Annotated in this window: 13 protein-coding genes; 7 read left to right on the top strand and 6 right to left on the bottom strand. The window is 56.8% G+C overall.

From position 1 onward, the window contains the following. The coding region (locus F8J34_RS04815; RefSeq protein ID WP_297056874.1) for a ChaN family lipoprotein at positions 1 to 2,695 on the top strand (2,695 nt) is incomplete at its 5' end. Positions 2,696 to 2,755: 60 nt separating this feature from the next. Here F8J34_RS04815 and F8J34_RS04820 read toward each other — a convergent pair. Further along, the gene (locus tag F8J34_RS04820; protein WP_363315422.1) at positions 2,756 to 3,046 is read right to left on the bottom strand and encodes an HU family DNA-binding protein; all 291 of its coding nucleotides are present in this window, start codon (positions 3,044 to 3,046) and stop codon (positions 2,756 to 2,758) included. A gap of 107 nt (positions 3,047 to 3,153) precedes the next feature. After that, on the bottom strand, positions 3,154 to 3,567 hold the full coding sequence (locus tag F8J34_RS04825; RefSeq protein WP_297056875.1) for a Fur family transcriptional regulator: 414 nt from the start codon (positions 3,565 to 3,567) through the stop codon (positions 3,154 to 3,156). A gap of 150 nt (positions 3,568 to 3,717) precedes the next feature. Here F8J34_RS04825 and F8J34_RS04830 point away from each other — a divergent pair, with 150 nt between their 5' ends. The 3 genes from F8J34_RS04830 to secD all read left to right on the top strand — a co-directional run bounded on the left by F8J34_RS04830 (position 3,718) and on the right by secD (position 8,522). Further along, positions 3,718 to 5,016 carry a lytic transglycosylase domain-containing protein gene (locus F8J34_RS04830; RefSeq protein ID WP_297056876.1) on the top strand — a complete coding sequence of 433 codons (1,299 nt, stop codon included), beginning with the start codon at positions 3,718 to 3,720 and terminating at the stop codon, positions 5,014 to 5,016. A 4-nt stretch (positions 5,017 to 5,020) separates the two neighbouring features. Then, positions 5,021 to 5,863, top strand: a complete 843-nt coding sequence (locus F8J34_RS04835) for a metal ABC transporter substrate-binding protein (RefSeq protein WP_297056877.1) — start codon at positions 5,021 to 5,023, stop codon at positions 5,861 to 5,863. Positions 5,864 to 5,933: 70 nt separating this feature from the next. After that, complete coding sequence (gene secD, locus F8J34_RS04840) at positions 5,934 to 8,522, top strand: protein translocase subunit SecD (RefSeq protein ID WP_297056878.1); 2,589 nt, start codon at positions 5,934 to 5,936, stop codon at positions 8,520 to 8,522. 4 nt (positions 8,523 to 8,526) lie between these two features. Here the strand turns inward: secD and F8J34_RS04845 are convergent, their stop codons facing one another. Beyond that, positions 8,527 to 8,787 carry a hypothetical protein gene (locus F8J34_RS04845; protein ID WP_297056879.1) on the bottom strand — a complete coding sequence of 87 codons (261 nt, stop codon included), beginning with the start codon at positions 8,785 to 8,787 and terminating at the stop codon, positions 8,527 to 8,529. Positions 8,788 to 8,803: 16 nt separating this feature from the next. On the opposite strand from F8J34_RS04845, the gene F8J34_RS04850 reads away from it, so the two are divergent. Then, positions 8,804 to 9,031: a hypothetical protein gene (locus F8J34_RS04850; RefSeq protein WP_297056880.1), complete on the top strand. Its 228-nt coding sequence runs from the start codon at positions 8,804 to 8,806 to the stop codon at positions 9,029 to 9,031. A gap of 12 nt (positions 9,032 to 9,043) precedes the next feature. Here F8J34_RS04850 and F8J34_RS04855 read toward each other — a convergent pair whose 3' ends face one another. Beyond that, positions 9,044 to 11,470, bottom strand: coding sequence for an ATP-binding protein (locus tag F8J34_RS04855; protein ID WP_297056881.1), 2,427 nt, complete (start codon positions 11,468 to 11,470; stop codon positions 9,044 to 9,046). Between the two features lie 60 nt (positions 11,471 to 11,530). Here F8J34_RS04855 and F8J34_RS04860 point away from each other — a divergent pair, with 60 nt between their 5' ends. Further along, positions 11,531 to 13,309 carry a RiPP maturation radical SAM C-methyltransferase gene (locus F8J34_RS04860; protein ID WP_297056882.1) on the top strand — a complete coding sequence of 593 codons (1,779 nt, stop codon included), beginning with the start codon at positions 11,531 to 11,533 and terminating at the stop codon, positions 13,307 to 13,309. Here the strand turns inward: F8J34_RS04860 and paaI are convergent. Together paaI and F8J34_RS04870 are read right to left on the bottom strand one after the other, a co-directional pair. Further along, on the bottom strand, positions 13,278 to 13,706 hold the full coding sequence (gene paaI / locus F8J34_RS04865; protein WP_297056883.1) for a hydroxyphenylacetyl-CoA thioesterase PaaI: 429 nt from the start codon (positions 13,704 to 13,706) through the stop codon (positions 13,278 to 13,280). The two genes, F8J34_RS04860 and paaI, sit on opposite strands and share 32 nt — an antisense overlap. Before the next feature lie 14 nt (positions 13,707 to 13,720). After that, the gene (locus F8J34_RS04870; protein ID WP_297056884.1) at positions 13,721 to 14,932 is read right to left on the bottom strand and encodes a glycosyltransferase N-terminal domain-containing protein; all 1,212 of its coding nucleotides are present in this window, start codon (positions 14,930 to 14,932) and stop codon (positions 13,721 to 13,723) included. 59 nt (positions 14,933 to 14,991) lie between these two features. Here F8J34_RS04870 and ligA point away from each other — a divergent pair, with 59 nt between their 5' ends. Further along, positions 14,992 to 17,043 (top strand): NAD-dependent DNA ligase LigA, encoded by a 2,052-nt coding sequence (gene ligA / locus F8J34_RS04875; RefSeq protein ID WP_297056885.1) that lies wholly within the window; start codon positions 14,992 to 14,994, stop codon positions 17,041 to 17,043. Positions 17,044 to 17,052: the final 9 nt, after the last annotated feature.

A 17,052-nucleotide genomic window follows, 5' to 3' on the forward strand; every position in this document is an offset into this window, starting at 1 on the left:
CATCCTCACGGTGGGGAAAACCGAAAAAGTGGAGATTAGTTTTCGAGCCGTCTTTCCCCCGGGGGAAGAGGCCTCCAGAGGGGGTTATCTGGGAGCCAGAGAAGGGCTCCTTTTCGGAAACTGGTTCCCCGCCCCGGAGGGCCTTTCCTACTATACGCTGAGTGTCACCGTTCCGGCCTCCCTTAAGGTGATTACTTCCGCGGAGAAACTCACGGTAAAAACCCGCAAGCGGCGCAAGGTCTATACCTTCGTCCTGAACCACCCCACCCCCCCTCCTCCTCTCATTTACGGGCCCTACGAATATTATTATCGCAAACACGGACGTCTCATCGTGGCTCTGTATCTTCGCCACCCGGACCCGGATCTGGCCCAGACCTATCTGGCCAGGACCTTAAAGTATTTGGATCAGTACAAGCAACTTCTGGGTCCCCTGCCCTATCGAAGGCTTTCCATCGTGGAGATAAATCGAGAGGTGGGGGAGGCCTATCCCACCCTCATCTTTTTCGGCGAGAAGGTGATCCGCCTCCCCTTCATTCTCGATACCTCCCTTCCCCACGAGATACTCCACCAATGGTTCGGCTGCGGAGTCTATCCGCGGAAGGCCAACTGGTCGGAGGGGCTGGTTACCTATCTTGCCGACTGGAAACAGGCGGAAAAGAGGGGCAAGGGCCTTTCCTACCGCAAAGACCTCCTTATCTCCCATGAGACGTGGTGTCAGGGCAAGGATCCCTTTCCTCTTTCGCTCTTTGTGGCCCGGACGGACCGCTGCTCCCAGGCCGTGGGCTACGGCAAAGGAGCTTACTTCTTCTATATGCTCCGGCAAACAGTCGGGGACCAGGTCTTTTACGGAGCCTTAAGGGATTTTCTCTCCCGCTACCTTTATCAGGAGGCAGATTGGGAGGATCTCCAACAGGTCTTTTCGGAACATTATCGCCGGGATCTTTCCGCTTTCTTCCAGCAATGGGTTGAACGAACCGGGGAACCCTCTTTGCATCTGAGTAAACGTTATCTCCTCAAAGAGAACCATACCTATCGGCTGGGTCTAACCCTTTATCAGGATCCGCCCTATTATCATCTCCGGGTACCCCTGTGGATAAAAGGAGGAGAGGAACGGAAACTGGAGGTGGATCTCTCCGGTCCCCGTAAGGATCTGGAGGTCACCCTTAAAGCCCCTCCGGAAGAGGTGCTACTGGACCCGGAATACCGTCTCTGGCGCAGACTGGATCCCGACGAACTACCTCCGAATCTGGGTTTGATCCTGGCTTCGCGGGGAAAGGTCTGGGTTCGTCGTATGGATTGGCCGGTGTATCGACCTCTGATTCATCTTCTCCGGCGGCGGGGATACCGGGTGGTCTGGGATCAGTTGCCCCCGGGCGGGCCGGGGCCGGAAAACTGGGTCTTTCTGGGTGAAATCCCCCGGGATCTCACCTTTCTTTTTCACGGCAAGGGTTTCCCCCGGGGAGCCTATCTGGAGGTGGCGCGGCATCCCTATCGAAACAAAGGGGCTTTTCTTTTTTTCCGGGCTACGGATGCCGGGGAGATCCGGAAGATTCTTCCCCGGCTGGAATACTACTGGCGCTATCAGAGTCTCTATTTCCGCGAGGGAAGACTCCTGGAAAAAATCCGACTTCCGGGTGAAAACGGAATTCGTCTTTTGCTTTCCACGGAGGTTACCGGATTGCCCCTGAAGGATCTCCTCCCCTTCAAGGAAATCCTTCGCCGGATCAGTCTCTATCGGGTGATCCTGATCGGGGAGGAACACGATCGTTACGAACATCACCTTACCGAACTGGAGGTGATCAAGAGTCTCACCGCCCTCGGACATCGGGTAGCCGTGGGCATGGAGATGTTTCAACGTCCCTTTCAGAAGTATCTGGATCTCTTTATAGCCGGGGAACTAACGGAAAGGGAATTGCTGGAAAAAACCGAATACTTCAAGCGCTGGAATATGGACTGGAAACTTTACCGTCCCATTCTTCTTTATGCCCGTAAAAAGGGCCTTCCGGTGCTGGCCTTAAACGCTCCTTCCGAGCTGGTGAAGAAGGTCTCCCGTTCCGGACTGGAGGGACTCAGTGTAGAGGAAAAAGCCTCGCTCCCGGAGATGGATCTGAATAACCCCTCTTACCGGGCCTTTCTTTATCGTATTTACCGGGAACATCGTAATTTTGCTGCTCGTTTTCCCAAGTTCGACTATTTTTACGAGGCCCAGATACTCTGGGACGAGACCATGGCGGATACCGCAGCACGCTGGCTTAGGGAACATCCGGATTATCAACTGGTCCTTCTGGCCGGAAAAGGGCATATCATGTATGGTTTTGGCATTCCCTCCCGTCTCAAAAGAAGGGGCATTACCTCTCTGGTAACCCTGGTTCTGGGGGGGAACGAACGCATCACCTCGGGTTTTGCCGATTATATCCTCTATCCCGAACCGGCCAGGGAGCCCTTTTCGGCCCGACTGGGGGTATGGCTGGAGGAGACCAAGGAGGGGTTAAAGGTGGCCCGGGTCAGCCCCGGTTCTCCGGCCCAGAAAGCCGGCCTTAAAAAGGGAGACCTTCTGGTGGAGGCGGATGGGGAAAAATTAAAGGATGTTGCCACCCTCAAGATCATCCTAACCTTCAAAAAGAAGGGAGATACCATGAAACTGCTCTATCGCCGGGGGGAAAAGACCTTGCAAGCAGAAGTAAAGTTCGAATAGAAACCTTCCGGGCCCTAAAAGACCCGGAAGGTCTTAAAAAGTCTCAAAAGCCTATTTTCTTTATTTTTTCTTCTTTTTCTTGCTTATCGCGGCTTCCAGGGTGCTTCCGGGTTTGAACTTGACCACCCTGCGGGCCGGGATATTTATCTCCTCCCCGGTGCGAGGGTTGCGCCCCTTACGGGCCGCCCTCTCGGCCACCATAAAAGTCCCGAACCCCACCAGGGTTACTTTATCGTCTTTTTCTAGGGCCTCGGTTACCGCCTCAATAAACGCATTCAAGGCCTTTTCCGAAGCAGCTTTAGTCATTCCGGAAATGGCTGCCATACGTGCAACAAGTTCTGCTTTATTCATACCGCCCTCCTTAATTATTTAATTGCTTTTAAGTCCCGTTTTAGATGAATACCGAAAATAAGTCAAGGGGGAATTTAATGAAGGGTATTATTAAGTAAACTTTCCTCCTATCCCTGACACCGGTCACAGATACCCAAGAAAAAGACCCGGATCTCTAAAATATTAAGTTTATTTTTGAACCTCTCGGATATCTCCACCTTCACCCCCTCATGAAGATCAATCAGGCGTCCGCAGGAAGTGCAATAGAAATGATGATGGGGTTGGACATTTAGATCGAAACGTTTCTTACCTTCTTCAATATAAAGTTCCTTTACCAGCCCCCGTTCCTTGAGGGCCTCCAGAGTATTATACACGGTGGCGAAAGACATGCTGGGAAAGCGTTCCTTTACGTAGCGGTAGATGTCCTCGGCGGTAGGATGGGCGGTGAAGTGTTTCTCCAGATACTCCAGGATGGCCAGCCGCTGAGGGGTTATCTTAAGCCCCAAATTACGGTAGTATTCGATTCTTTCTTCCGACAACATAGATATCGGCCTCGATATGGGATTCTAAATGCTACTACAAAAAGACCATTCCAAAGATACTTTGTCAAGATCTATATCCAATTGCTATAATTTTTGAGGCGATCCAGTGCTTGACCCGCCTTCCTTCCTTATGTTATAAAAGGTTACGCTATGTATAGTTTCCGTCTTTTCAGGCTGTGGTTTCTTGTTTTGAGTTTGATTTTAGTTTTGTGGTCGCAAGTCTTCCCTTTTGAACAGAAATCCTTTTCCCTGGAAGACTATAATGATGAAAACGTCCTGGAGGAACACCTGGAGGTTCTGCCGGAAGAAATCGTCTCCGAGAACCTCCCTCCCAATCTCAATGACCAGGTAAAGTACTTTATTCGCTACTTCTCCCGGAAAAAGAGGGGCATGTTTACCCTCTGGCTAAAGAGGTCGGGCCGTTATCTTCCCATCATAGAAAACATCTTTCAGAGATACGGAATCCCCAGGGATCTGGCCTATCTGGCCATGATCGAAAGTGGATTCAACCCTTTTGCTTATTCCCGGGCCGGGGCCTGCGGGATATGGCAGTTCATGCGAGCCACGGCCCGCAAATACGGCCTCAAGATCAACTACTGGGTGGACGAGCGGCGCGATCCGGAAAAGTCCACGCTGGCTGCGGCCCTCTATCTTTCGGATCTTTACGCCATGTTCAGCGACTGGCGCCTGGCCTGTGCCGCCTATAATGCCGGAGAGGGAAAGATCATCCGGGCCATCGCCCGCTATCGCACCCGCAACTACTGGCGTCTGTGCAGATACAGATATCTGCGCCGGGAAACCAAAAACTACCTACCTAAATGGATAGCCGCGGTTATCATCGCCAAAAATCCTCGAAAGTTTGGTTTCTTCGTAGAATACGACCCTCCTCTGGACTACGAAATAGTCAAAGTTCCGGGGGGGACCGATCTGCGCATGGTGGCCCTGGCCGCAGGGGTGGATTACGAAACCATCCGCTGGTTAAACCCGGAGCTGCGTCGAGCCAAAACCCCGCCCTACCTGGAGACCTATCCGGTAAAGGTCCCCTTCGGGACGGCAGAGTCCGTACGGCGTTACCTCCATCGGGTCCGTTTCGTCTATCACCGGCGTTCCCTTCGTTATCGGGTCCGGCGGGGGGATACCCTCCTGCGCATAGCCTCCTATTATAAAGTTCCGCTGAGAGTCCTGCGGCAGTTTAACGATATCCGGGGGAACCTCATCCGGGTGGGGCAGGTTTTAATCATCCCCTATCGGGAACAGGCCAGCTTCTATGTAGCAGCCCGCAAGAACCGGGAGGGAAAACCCATGTACTATCGGGTCCGACGCGGAGACACCCTCTGGCGGATTTCCCGGAAATACGGGGTCTCCATACGCAAACTCAAGACCTGGAATAACCTCTCTTCCAGCCATCTTCTGCCCGGACAGATCCTGGTAATCTGGCCCGAAGCCTGAGGTCATGTTTTCCCGCTTTTCGGGTATCCTTACCGCATGCTTTCTCTTCCTTTTCTTCTGGGGATATATCCCCGGGGTATCGGCCCTCTCTATAACCGCTACCGTATATCCTCTCTATGATGTGGCCCGGTACGTGGCCCCCCAGGCCCGGATCCATCTGCTCGTCCCTCCCGGACGGGATGTGCACCACTTCGAACCCGGGTACCGGGATTTCCTGCAGCTTTTTCAAAGCGATCTTATCCTGGCCGTAGGGTTTGAACCCTGGCTTAAGAAACATCGTTTACTCCAAAAAAAGACCCTCTTTTTGACCCGGGGTCAGAAACTGGAGGACCCCCATCTGTGGCTGGATCTTCCGCGCCTGGAGGATTTTATTCACCGAATGGTGCACAAACTGGAGGTCCTGGATCCCAAAGGAGCCCCTTCTTACCGGAAAAGGGCCCAAAATCTCATCTCTCTTCTGGAAGAGATACGGAGGGAATTGAAAGGCCTTTCCAGGTGCCCCCGCCGCAGGGTGGTCATCCTGGGGCATGCAGCCCTTACCTACCTTTTAAGGGAAGCGGGACTTAAGCCCATATCCCTGGCCGGAGTCCATCCGGAAAGCGAGGTCGTTCCCGGGAGACTGCGCTCCGTGCTCCTTTTGGTAAAGCGTCGGAGGATACCGGTGGTTTTTCTCCTGGATCCCGAGTTTCGGAAATACGCCCTGCTCTTCCAGCGCCAGGCCGGAGTTCGCGTGCTCACCCTTAATCCCGGGATCCCTCTTTTCCCGGAAGATCGCAACCTCTCCTTTCCGGAGCTCCTCCGAAAGGATATTAAACACCTCCGCGAAGGGCTCTGTGCCCGGAATTAGCGGAGGTGTACTTGTCAAGACGGCTCTTTTGCGCTAGGAGAAATAAAACTTTTCTGGCAAGGAGGCTCTCATGCCCCGCTCTCTGAAGCTCAAGATTCTTCTGGTCCTGTTGCTCACCGTCTTTTCGGTGATCCTGGTGCTCCCCTCCTTCTATCCGGGTCTGCCTTCCTGGTTTAAGAGATACGTCAACGGTGCCGGACTCAAGCTGGGTCTGGATCTTCAGGGCGGTATGCAGGTGGTGCTCCAGGTGGATGTGGATAAGGCCATTCGCAACGCCCTCAACGCCTCGGTGCAGGATCTGAAGGAGGCCCTGGGAAAACGGGGCATTCGGGTAACCATCAAGGAAACCCCGCAGGGCTTTCAGCTGGTATTTCAAAAGGCCACCGATCTGGCCCGGGCCAAGACCCTCATCGATCGGGACTATCCGGAGATAAAGATCGTCCGGGAGACCTCCGGTCAGTATCCCTCCCTGCTTCTGGCTCTCTCGGAAGAAAGGGTCCGTTTTATCCGCGATCACGCGGTGGAACAGAGCCTTGAGGTCATTCGCAACCGGGTGGACCAGTTCGGGGTTACCGAGCCGGTCATCGTGCGCCAGGGCAAGGACAAGATCGTGGTCCAGCTTCCCGGGGTGAAGAACCCGGAGCGGGCCCTGAAACTCATCGGGCAGACGGCGCAGCTGGAGTTCAAACTGGTGGATGAGGAGGCCATGCGCCGGATCGATTTCTATTATCGCCTCATTGATCAGGCCCTTAAGGAGGGGCGCCTCAAGCCCGATTATACCCGGGAGGACCTTAACCGGATCCTGCGTCCCTATCTTCCTCCCGGAGACGAGGTCTATTTCTGGGTAACCCGGGATCGGGAGACCGGTCGGGTTATAAAGCGTCTCATCATCCTTAAGCGCCGGGCCCTTCTCACCGGAGACATGGTCAAGACCGCGCATGTACGTATCGGCGGCCCTTACAACGAACCCTATGTCTCCCTGACCCTCACCTCCCGCGGAGCGCGGATCTTTGAACGGGTCACCGGGGAGAATGTGGGGCGGCGGCTGGCTATCGTGCTGGACAATGTGGTGCGCTCGGCCCCGGTCATCCGGGAACGTATTCCCGGAGGACAGGCCCAGATCACTGGAGGTTTCACCTATGAGGAGGCCTCGGATCTGGCCATAGTGCTTCGGGCCGGAGCCCTTCCCGCTCCGGTCAAGGTCATCCAGAACATTACCGTGGGGCCCACCCTGGGGCGGGATTCCATCCGTAAGGGGCTTTTTTCCGGTATCCTGGGCGGGGTAGCGGTCCTCCTTTTCATGATCGTTTATTACCGTTTTTCCGGCTTCATTGCGGATATCGCCCTGCTCCTGAACATCCTCTTTCTCCTGGCGGTCCTGAGTCTCTTCCGGGCCACCCTGACCCTTCCGGGTATCGCCGGTATCATCCTCACCATGGGCATGGGCGTGGACTCCAACGTCCTCATCTTTGAGCGGATGCGGGAGGAACTGCTCCTGGGACGACCGCCGCGGGCGGCCATCAACGCCGGCTACGACCGGGCCTTCTGGACCATTGTAGATGCCCACGTGACCACCCTGATCACCGCGCTGGCCCTCTTCCTCTTCGGCACCGGTCCCATCAAGGGATTCGCGGTAACCCTTTCCGCGGGTATCGTTATCAACCTCTTCACCGCCATCTTCGGCACCCGGCTGGTCTATGATGCCCTGATTGCCAAAGGAAAGACCCCCAGGATCAACTTCCTCCAGATCATAGGCAAACCCAACTGGAATTTCATGGGCTTTCGGCGTCTGGCCTTCGTCATATCGGGAATCCTGGTCACCCTGGGGCTGGTGGCCTTCGTGCAGATCTCCCGGGGAGCAGCCAACCTGGGAGTGGATCTGGGAGGAGGGATCCTGGCCTATTATCGAGCCGAAAAACCCTTCTCCCTGGATAAGATCCGAAAGGCCCTGGGGCAGGCCGGCATTAAGGGGTTTCAGCTTCAGGATGTGAAGGGAGAAAACCTCCTTCTGGTGAGGGTCCGGGAAAAGACCGAAACCGTGGGGGGTACCGAGAAATCCATTACCAGGATCCTTCAGGAAAAATTCCCGGATCTTCACTTTAAACTCATCGGAAAGGAGGAAATCGGTTCGGCCATAAGCCGCGAACTCAAACACAAGGCCATTCTGGCCATCCTGATCTCCCTGGTGGGTTTCATCCTTTATCTGGCCTTTCGCTTTAAACTGAGTTTCGGGGTGGCGGCGGCGGTGGCCACCTTCCACGATGTGCTGGCTGTGCTGGGACTCTTTTATCTCATGAACCGGGAGATCTCCCTCCTCCTCATCACCGCCCTTCTCACCCTGGCCGGATATTCCCTTACGGACACCGTGGTCATTTTCGACCGTATCCGGGAGAACATCCGCAAACTGGGGACCCGCACCCCCTTTGCCGAACTCATCAACCGCAGCGTAAACGAAATGCTGGCCCGGACCATCATCACCTCTCTGACCACGCTCCTGGCTATTCTGGCCATCTTTCTTTTCGGAGGGGTAGTCCTGAGGGACTTTGCTCTGGCCCTTCTCCTGGGGGTGATCGTGGGGACCTACAGCTCGGTCTTCGTGGCCAGCCCCATCGTCCATCTCTGGCACCGGGGGAAGACCCCAAAACTCGGCGGGGAGTGAGGATTTAAAGCTTGCGCTCGTATTCTTTATGAGGTCCTATCCAAAACCACAAAAAGAGCTCTTCTTCCTTATAGGCCAGCGCCCGATAATTGCGATCAATCCGTATGGACCACACGTTTTCTTCACGGTCTATGCACTTGAAGCGCAGCGAGGGATGGAATGGATTCTCAAGCCAAAGTTTGAAAGCTTTACGAGCCTTTTCTTGTATTTCCGGAGGAAGTCTTTTAAAATATTTTTGAAAACCAGAAGACTTAAGGGATCTCATTTAAGGAGACTTTATCATGGCCGAGGAAGTGAGAGCAACCCTTATAGAGATGATTCAAAGTCTTCCTCCCCATCTTTTAGAAAGAGTAGAAGAGAGATTTAGGAGTGTTCTTGAGGAAGTCGTAGAAGATTGGGAATGGGAACGATTCTATTCAACCCACCGAGAGGAATTCCGAAAACTTCTGAACCAGGCAAAGAAAGATTTTAGGGAGGGAAAGGTTTCGGACCTCTTGGAAGATCTTTAGCCTGAGAAAAACTCAAGCGCCCTTTTCCTTTTCCTCCCGGGCAAATTCGCGGGCTCGTTCGGCGAGTTCCCTTAAGCGTTTGTCCACCAGATAAAAGACCGTGCCCTCCGGGTACCGGCCATCCGGCCCCCTTTCTCCGGCCGGCATCCCGGTAAGAATCTCTATGCCCTCCTCCACCCGGGATATGGGCCAGATATGAAAGAGCCCCTTCTCCACCGCTTCCACCACCTGGCGATCCAGGACGAGATCGTCCACATTGGCCGCCGGGATGATGACTCCCTGATCCCCGGTAAGCCCTTTTTCCACACAGACCTTAAAGAAACCCTCTATCTTTTCCTTGACCCCGCCCACGGGCTGAATTTCCCCCTTCTGACTGATGGACCCGGTAACCGCCACCCCCTGTTTAAGGGGGACTCCGGAAAGGGCCGAAAGCAGGGCGAAAAGCTCGGCGCTTGAAGCCGAGTCTCCCTCCACCATGCCGTAGCTCTGCTCAAAACAGAGGGTGGCCGAAAGGGTAAGGGGTTTATCCTGCACGAAACGCTCCCTCAAAAACCCGGAGAGGATGAGCACCCCCTTGGTATGAATCTTCCCCGACAGCTCGGCCTCCCTTTCGATGTTGACCACCCCCTCCTTGCCCAGGGAGATATTGACCGTAATCCGGGTGGGACGCCCGAAACGATAGTCCCCCAGGTCATATACCGAAAGTCCGTTTATACTTCCCACCTCCTCCCCGGTGGTGCGGATGCGAAGGATGTCCTTCCGGATGAATTCCTGAATGCGATCCTCCACCAGGGAAAGACGCCTCTTCCTTTCCTGCAGGGCCTTCTCGATATGAACGGCGGAAACCGTGGAGGCTCCCTCCTCTCGGGCCCAGTAATCGGCCTCCCGCAGAACATCCAGGATTTCGGGGAGCTTGAGCGAGAGTTTGTCCTTACGGCCGGCCAGCTCACAGGAGTATTCCACCAGCCGGGCCAGCCCGTCGGCCGAGACCGGAAGCAACCCCTTCTTTTTGACCATAAGGGCCACGGTGCGCAGGAATTCCCGGGTGCGGGCTTTGTTACGATCCACCCAGTCTTCCAGGGGAGCCTTTATCTTAAAAAGTTCCCGAAAGGTCTCGTCAAAGGTATAGAGAAGATGATAGAGAAAGAGGTCTCCGATAAGAATGACCTTGGCCCGAAAGGGAATGGGTTTGGGCTGAAGGGTCTTGGTGGTGAAAAGCCCCAGCTGCTCACCCAGATCCTCCAGGAATATCTTGCGGCTCTTGATGATGCGTTTAAGGGTCTCCCAGGAATAAAAATGTCGCAGGAGATCCAGGGCCCGAACAATAAGGAACCCTCCGTTGGCCCGGTGGAGGCTTCCGGCCCGAAGCATGGTGAAATCCGTGATCAGGGCTCCCCACTGGGCTTTACGCTCGATGGCCCCGAACAATCGGGGATAGGTGGGGTTGGGTTCAAAGACCACCGGAGCCCCCTCAAGGCCGGAATTATCCACAAACAGGTTGACCTCGTAACGCTGAAAGAAGGACTCCCGCGGGGGAACCGGCATCGGGAAGGGAGGATGAGGCGGCTCCTTCCCGGGAGCCTGACGGAATTCATCCAGATGCTCCAGAATGTCTCTGGCCACCGCCCCCAGATATTCCTGAACCGGGGTCAGGGCCGCGTATTTATGTAAAAGGTCCCGTAAATAGAACTGGACCACTTCCGAGGCCACCTCCCGATCCAGAGCCTTGAGGGCCTCCTGCAGATCCTTTTCCAGTTTCTGGATATGACGGACCGTAGCATTCAATTCCTGCTGAAGTTCGCGGCTTTTGGCTTTGAGGCGCTCTTTTTCCTCCTCAGGCAACCCCTGTACATCCTGCGGGGTCATGGGGGTGCCGTCGGGCTTGGCCGGAATGATCATCATGCCCATGGGTTCCACGTTCAGGATGAAGCCCTCGGCCTTGACCTTGTTCTCCAGGGCCTCAAAGATCTGAGCCCGTTTTTGGTTGAATTCCTTGAGCAGGGCCTCCTTCTTCTGGACATAGTTTTCGTCCTCAAAGGCCTCGGGAAGACGTTCCCGCAGGGTGCGAATGAGGTTCTCCATATCTTTTTTGAACTCCCGACCCTTGCCGGCGGGAAACTCCAGAGGAAGAGGCCGATCCGGATCCTCAAAGTTATAGACATAGCACCAATCCGAGGGGGTGGGACGCCGCCGCGCTTCCTCCTCGGTGAGGACCTTAACCAGATATTCGGAACCGAGTTCCACCTCCCCGGCCACATAGATATGTACATCCAGATCTTCCAGGCGGAGCCCCAGCGAGAGAGCGGAAAGGGCCCGTTCCTGGGCCATTACCGGGGAAGGTTCCTCCTGCAAAAGATCCTCGGAACTGGTTATCTCTAGACTCTCCGGCTCGATCTTTACCGTAAGCTCTTCCGGTTTGAGTTCCCTTCTTTCACCCATTCCCGACCTCCTATATACTTAAAGCTAGCATAGGTTAGAGAGCGCCATAAAACAAGCCCTATGAAGATAGCCCTTGTTTCCATGCCCTGGCCCCTTTTCAATCGGCCCTCGGTACAATTGGGGGTATTAAAAGGATACCTGCGCTTTCGTTTTCCGGAAATAGAAGTTAAAACCTTCCATCCCTATCTGGCTCTGGCCCGGGACCTGGGTTATCAGGATTATCTCCGAATCTGCGACTCCTCCTGGTTATCCGAGAGTCTGGGAGCGGGTTTGCTCTTTCCGGAGAAGCGTTCCTCGGCCCGCAAACTTTACCTGCGCCTGGCCCGACGGGAGGGCCTCGACCGGGATTACGAAGAGCTCCTCAAGAAGATAGAAGGAACCCTCTCCCGGTATCTGGATCATATTCCCTGGGAGGAATTTTCCCTGGTGGGGTTTTCAGTCTGTTTGAATCAGCTCACCCTTTCCCTCTGGGCGGCTCGAAGGCTCAAGCAGCGTTTTCCTCGACTCCTCATAGCCTTCGGCGGCGCCCTTTGCGCTGAGGACCTGGGGCGAAGCCTCCTGGAGGTGTTTCCCTTCATAGATGTGGTTATCAATCGGGAGGGCGAACGCCCCCTGGCCGCCCTGGTGGAGGCCCTGCGAAAGGGCCAGGCTCCGAAGGACCTACCCGGAATCTTTTATCGGAACGGGAAAAAAATCGACGGAGGAGGAGAGGAGGTCTTAAGTCCCGAGGAGATCCCCTCCCCCATCTATGAGGATTATTTTCGGGAACTCTCTACCCTGCCTCCGGAAAGACGCTTCTTTCCGGTGATTCCCCTTGAGGCCTCGCGGGGCTGCTGGTGGGGACGGTGTCATTTCTGTAACCTCAACCTTCAGTGGCACGGCTATCGCCGAAGGCCCTTAGAAAAGGTGCTTAAGGACATAAGAATCCACGCCCGGGCCGGGCTCCTTGATTTCGCCTTTATGGACAATTGCCTGGACCGGGCCGAGGCCCTTAAGCTCTTTGAGGAACTTTCCCGCGACGGACGCGACTACCGCATCTTTGCCGAATTAAGAGCCGTTTACTCCGCCGAAGAATATCGCCGGATGCGCCGGGGCGGGCTCTACTGGGTACAGATCGGGATCGAGGCCCTCTCCACCTCGCTTCTTCGGCGCCTGGGAAAGGGCACCACGGCCATGGCCAACGTGGCGGCCATGCGTCACTGCGAGGAAGCCGGGCTTGAGCTTTCCGCAAACCTCATCTGCCACTTCCCGGGAAGCACCGAGGAGGAGATAGCCGAGACCCTTTCGGCCCTGGACTATGTCTTTCCCTTCCGGCCGCTCACCACCGTCTCCTTCTGGCTGGGCTACGGAAGCCCGGTCTTCCATCGTCCGCAGGACTTCGGCCTAAAACGCCTCTATCCCCATCCTCACTACCGCTATCTCTTTCCGGAGGAAATCTTAAAGCGGCTGGTGCCGCTTTCCTGGGCCTATAGCGGCGATCGCAGGAGAAGCCAAAAACTCTGGCAGCCGGTGATAAAAAAGGTAAAAAACTGGCAGAAGGTTTGGACGCGTCTTCGCGAAAAACACGGGCCGCTTCTTACCTTTCGCGAGGGCGGGGACTTCCTTCTCATCCGCCAGGTAACCCCGGAGGGGCGCATCCTTCACCACCGTTTAAAAGGCCCCTCCCGCAGGATTTATCTCTTTCTCACCGAGCCCCGGGATCTCAGAACCCTGCGCGAGGCCTTCCCTTCGGTCTCCGAGGAGGCCCTGCGGGCCTTCCTCAAGGATCTTCATCGAAAACGCCTCATCTTCCGTGAGGGCGAGCGCTTCATTGCCCTGGCGATAAGGCCTGCGGGTTAAAGGCCCCGCGTCTTACCACCTCTCCGGTAAAAAAGGCCACCAGGGTCCCGTCCTCCTTGCGCACCGAGACCTCGTAAATTCCGGTCTTTTCCGTAAGATTCACCTCCCGGGCCTCGGCGATGAGCCGCTCCCCGGCCCGGGCCGCAGCCGGATAGTAGATCTGGGCCGAGACCGCCAGAGCCAGCCTTCCGTGGCTGTTTGAGGCCACGGCGAAGGCAAAATCCGCAAGCGAAAAGGTCACCCCGCCCTGACAGATCCCGGCGGCATTAAGCATGTCCTCCCGCACCACCATGGCCATGCGGGCATAGCCCGGACGCACCTCCAGGATCTCCACCCCCAGCCATACCGCCACCCGATCGTGCTCCTTCATGTAACGGGCGATCTCCCAGGCTTCCATTCCTTTCCCTCCTTCTAAAGGTAGTGACTCAACACGGAAAGATAGCGTTTTGCGGCCCCCCGGTGGCGCTCATAGACGGAAAAGGCAGCCTGCCCGTACCTTTCGGAGGCGGAAAGGACCCTTGCCCAGGCCGAGGCCACTTCTTCGGGGTGAGGGGGGACGCATATTCCGCCGCCGGTCTCCCGAAGCTCCCGGGCCACCGAGGCCACGCTTTCCACCTCCGGCCCGAAGGTTACCGGAACCTTAAGGGCCGCGGGTTCAAGGAGATTGTGCCCTCCCACCGGGACCAGAGTGCCCCCCACGAAGGCGAGATCCGCGAGCCCGTAAAGGGCCCGCAGTTCCCCTAGGGTGTCCACCACTATCACTCGGGCGGCCTCGGGCCGGGAACGTAAGGCCGCGGAAAACCCCATGGCCCTCGCCTGATCGAGGACCTCCCGGGCCCGCTCCGGGCGGCGGGGACAGAGGATGAGGGTTCCCCGCCCGAGGCGGGCAAAGGCCCGAAGCAGGATCTCCTCCTCACCGGGGTGGGTGGAACCGCACACCAGGACCGGAGGCGAAAGGAAGGGACCAAGGCTCCGGGCCAGGCATTCTATCTCCCGACGCTCCGGCGGGGGAAAATCGTATTTGAGGTTCCCGAGATAGAGCACCTGGGGGCCGGAGGCCAGGGCCGCGATTCTCCGGCGATCCTCCTCACTGGCCGCAAGGATGAGGGAGAAGGGGTCGTAGAACCAGCGGGCCAGGAACCGAAAGCGACGAAGACGCCGGAAGGACCTTTCCGAAAGGGCGGCATTGACAAAAATAAGAGGGATTCCGCGGGCCCGGAGCATTCCCAGCCAGTGCGGCCAGAGGTCGCTTTCCACCAGAAGAAAAATCCGGGGAGAGAGGGCCGAAAGGTAGCGCTCGAGAACCCACGGACAGTGAAGGGGCCCGGGATACACCGGGAACCGCTCTCCCCAGAGCTCCCGGGCCCTCTTTAGCCCGGAAACCGTGGCCACGGTGAGCACCGGCTGGTATTGCGGAAAGGCCGAGGCTAGGCCCTCAAGCAGGACGCCTGCGGCCTGAAGCTCCCCCACCGAAAGGGTGTGGATCCAGATCCTGGGACGCTCCGAAGAGAGCGCGAACCGGGGACGCCTCCTTTCCCTGAGTGCTTCCCGGCGCCTTGAGCGCAGCTGGGCCAGCAGGTGAAAGGGACAGATCAATCCGCTAAGCCAGAGGTATTTTTTCATAATCGGAGTGCTTATAATAATGAACGAAGAAGCCTCTGAAAACCTCGGGGAGGTGTCTTATGGCCGAGGCCAAAAGGGAAATTCCGCCGGAAGTGATCGAACGGGTGAAAAAATTGCGCGAGGAGATCGAGTACCACAACTACCGCTACTACGTGCTGGACTCGCCGGTGATCTCCGATGCGGAATACGACGCCCTCATGCGGGAGCTGAAGGAGCTTGAGGAGAAGTACCCGGAACTGGTAACCCCGGACTCTCCCACCCAGCGGGTGGGCTACCCCCCGGCCAAGGAGTTCCGCACGGTGCCGCACGCCGTGCCCATGCTCTCCCTGGACGACGCCTTCTCCGAGGACGAGGTCCTGGAGTTTGATCGCCGGGTCAAGCGTTTTTTAAACCTTCCCGAGGACCAGGATATTGAATACACCGTGGAACCCAAGATGGACGGGCTGGCCGTGGAGCTGGTCTATGAGGAGGGACGGTTTACCGTGGGCTCCACCCGGGGCGACGGCTACACCGGAGAGGATGTGACCAACAACTTAAAAACCATAAAGAGCATCCCGCTCAGGCTCTTTTCCGGAGACGGAGTGCCCATCCCCCGGCTCCTTGAGGCCCGGGGCGAGGTCTTCATGCGCAAGGACGATTTCAAGCGCTTAAACGAGGAGCGCCTGGCTAAGGGCGAACCCCCCTTTGCCAATCCCCGAAACGCAGCTGCCGGTTCCTTAAGGCAGCTCGACCCCAACGTGACCGCCAAACGCCCGCTGGACATCTTCTTTTACGGGGTGGGCCGGGTCGAGGGCTACGAGTTCAGGACCCAGTGGGAGATCCTCACCACCCTTCCCAAATGGGGACTCAAGGTCAACCCCCTGGTGCGGAAGGTTCGAAACATCCGGGAGGCCATCGAGTATCACCACGAGATGGAACGGCGGCGCGAGGAACTTCCCTATGAGATCGACGGAATCGTGATCAAGGTGAACGATCTTTCCCTGTGGGAAAAACTCGGCACCAAAGCCCGGAGCCCCCGTTACGCCCTGGCCTATAAGTTCCCTCCCACCCAGGTCACCACCCAGGTGCTGGATATAGTGGTCCAGGTGGGCCGCACCGGAGCGGTGACCCCGGTGGCCATCCTTAAGCCCGTCCAGGTGGGGGGCGTGGTGGTCTCCCGGGCCACCCTGCATAACGAGGACGAGATCCGGCGCAAGGACGTGCGCATCGGCGACTGGGTGCTGGTGCAGCGGGCCGGCGACGTGATTCCGGAGATCGTAATGGTGATCAAGGAACGCCGCACCGGAAACGAAAAACCCTTTAAGATGCCGGAAAGGTGTCCGGTTTGCGGCACCAAACTTGAGCGCAAGCCCGGGGAGGCGGTGTGGCGGTGCCCCAATCGGGGCTGCTATGGCCAGCTGGTACGCCATCTCCTTCATTTCGCCAGCCGCGCAGCCATGGACATCGAGGGCCTGGGCACCAAGGTGGCCGAGGCCCTGGTGGACCGGGGCCTGGTCCAGGACGTGGGCGATCTCTATTACCTCAAGGTGGAGGATCTGCTTCAGCTCCCGGGCTTTGCCCTGAAGAAGGCCCGTAATCTTTACGAGGCCATCCAGCGCAGCAAGAAGACTACCCTGGCTCGTTTCCTTTACGCCCTGGGGATCCGGCATGTGGGTGAGGTGGCGGCCCAGCTTTTGGCCCAGCACTTCAAAAGCCTTGAGGCCATAAAGAACGCCTCCATGGCCGACCTTATGAGTGTTCCCGGGATCGGCCCGGAGGCGGCCCGGGCGGTCTGGGAATGGTTCCGTAACGAGCGGAATCTGAAGACCCTGGAAAAGCTTCTTCAGGCCGGAATCACCTTCGAGGAGGAAAAGGCCGAGGAGGCCCCGACGGAAAAGACCCTTTCCGGAAAGACCTTTGTCTTCACCGGGGCCTTAAAGAGCATGACCCGGGAGGAGGCCAAACGCCGGGTGCAGGCCCTGGGCGGAAGGGTGGCCTCCTCGGTTTCCCGCAACGTGGACTATGTGGTGGTGGGCGAGAACCCGGGTTCCAAGTACGACCGTGCCCGGGCCCTAGGCCTTACCATTATCAACGAAGAGGAGTTCCTGAAAATGATCGGGGAAACTTCTTAAAAGGTATAG

Source organism: Thermosulfurimonas sp. (assembly GCF_015491435.1).
Classification (GTDB): Bacteria; Desulfobacterota; Thermodesulfobacteria; order Thermodesulfobacteriales; family Thermodesulfobacteriaceae; genus Thermosulfurimonas_A.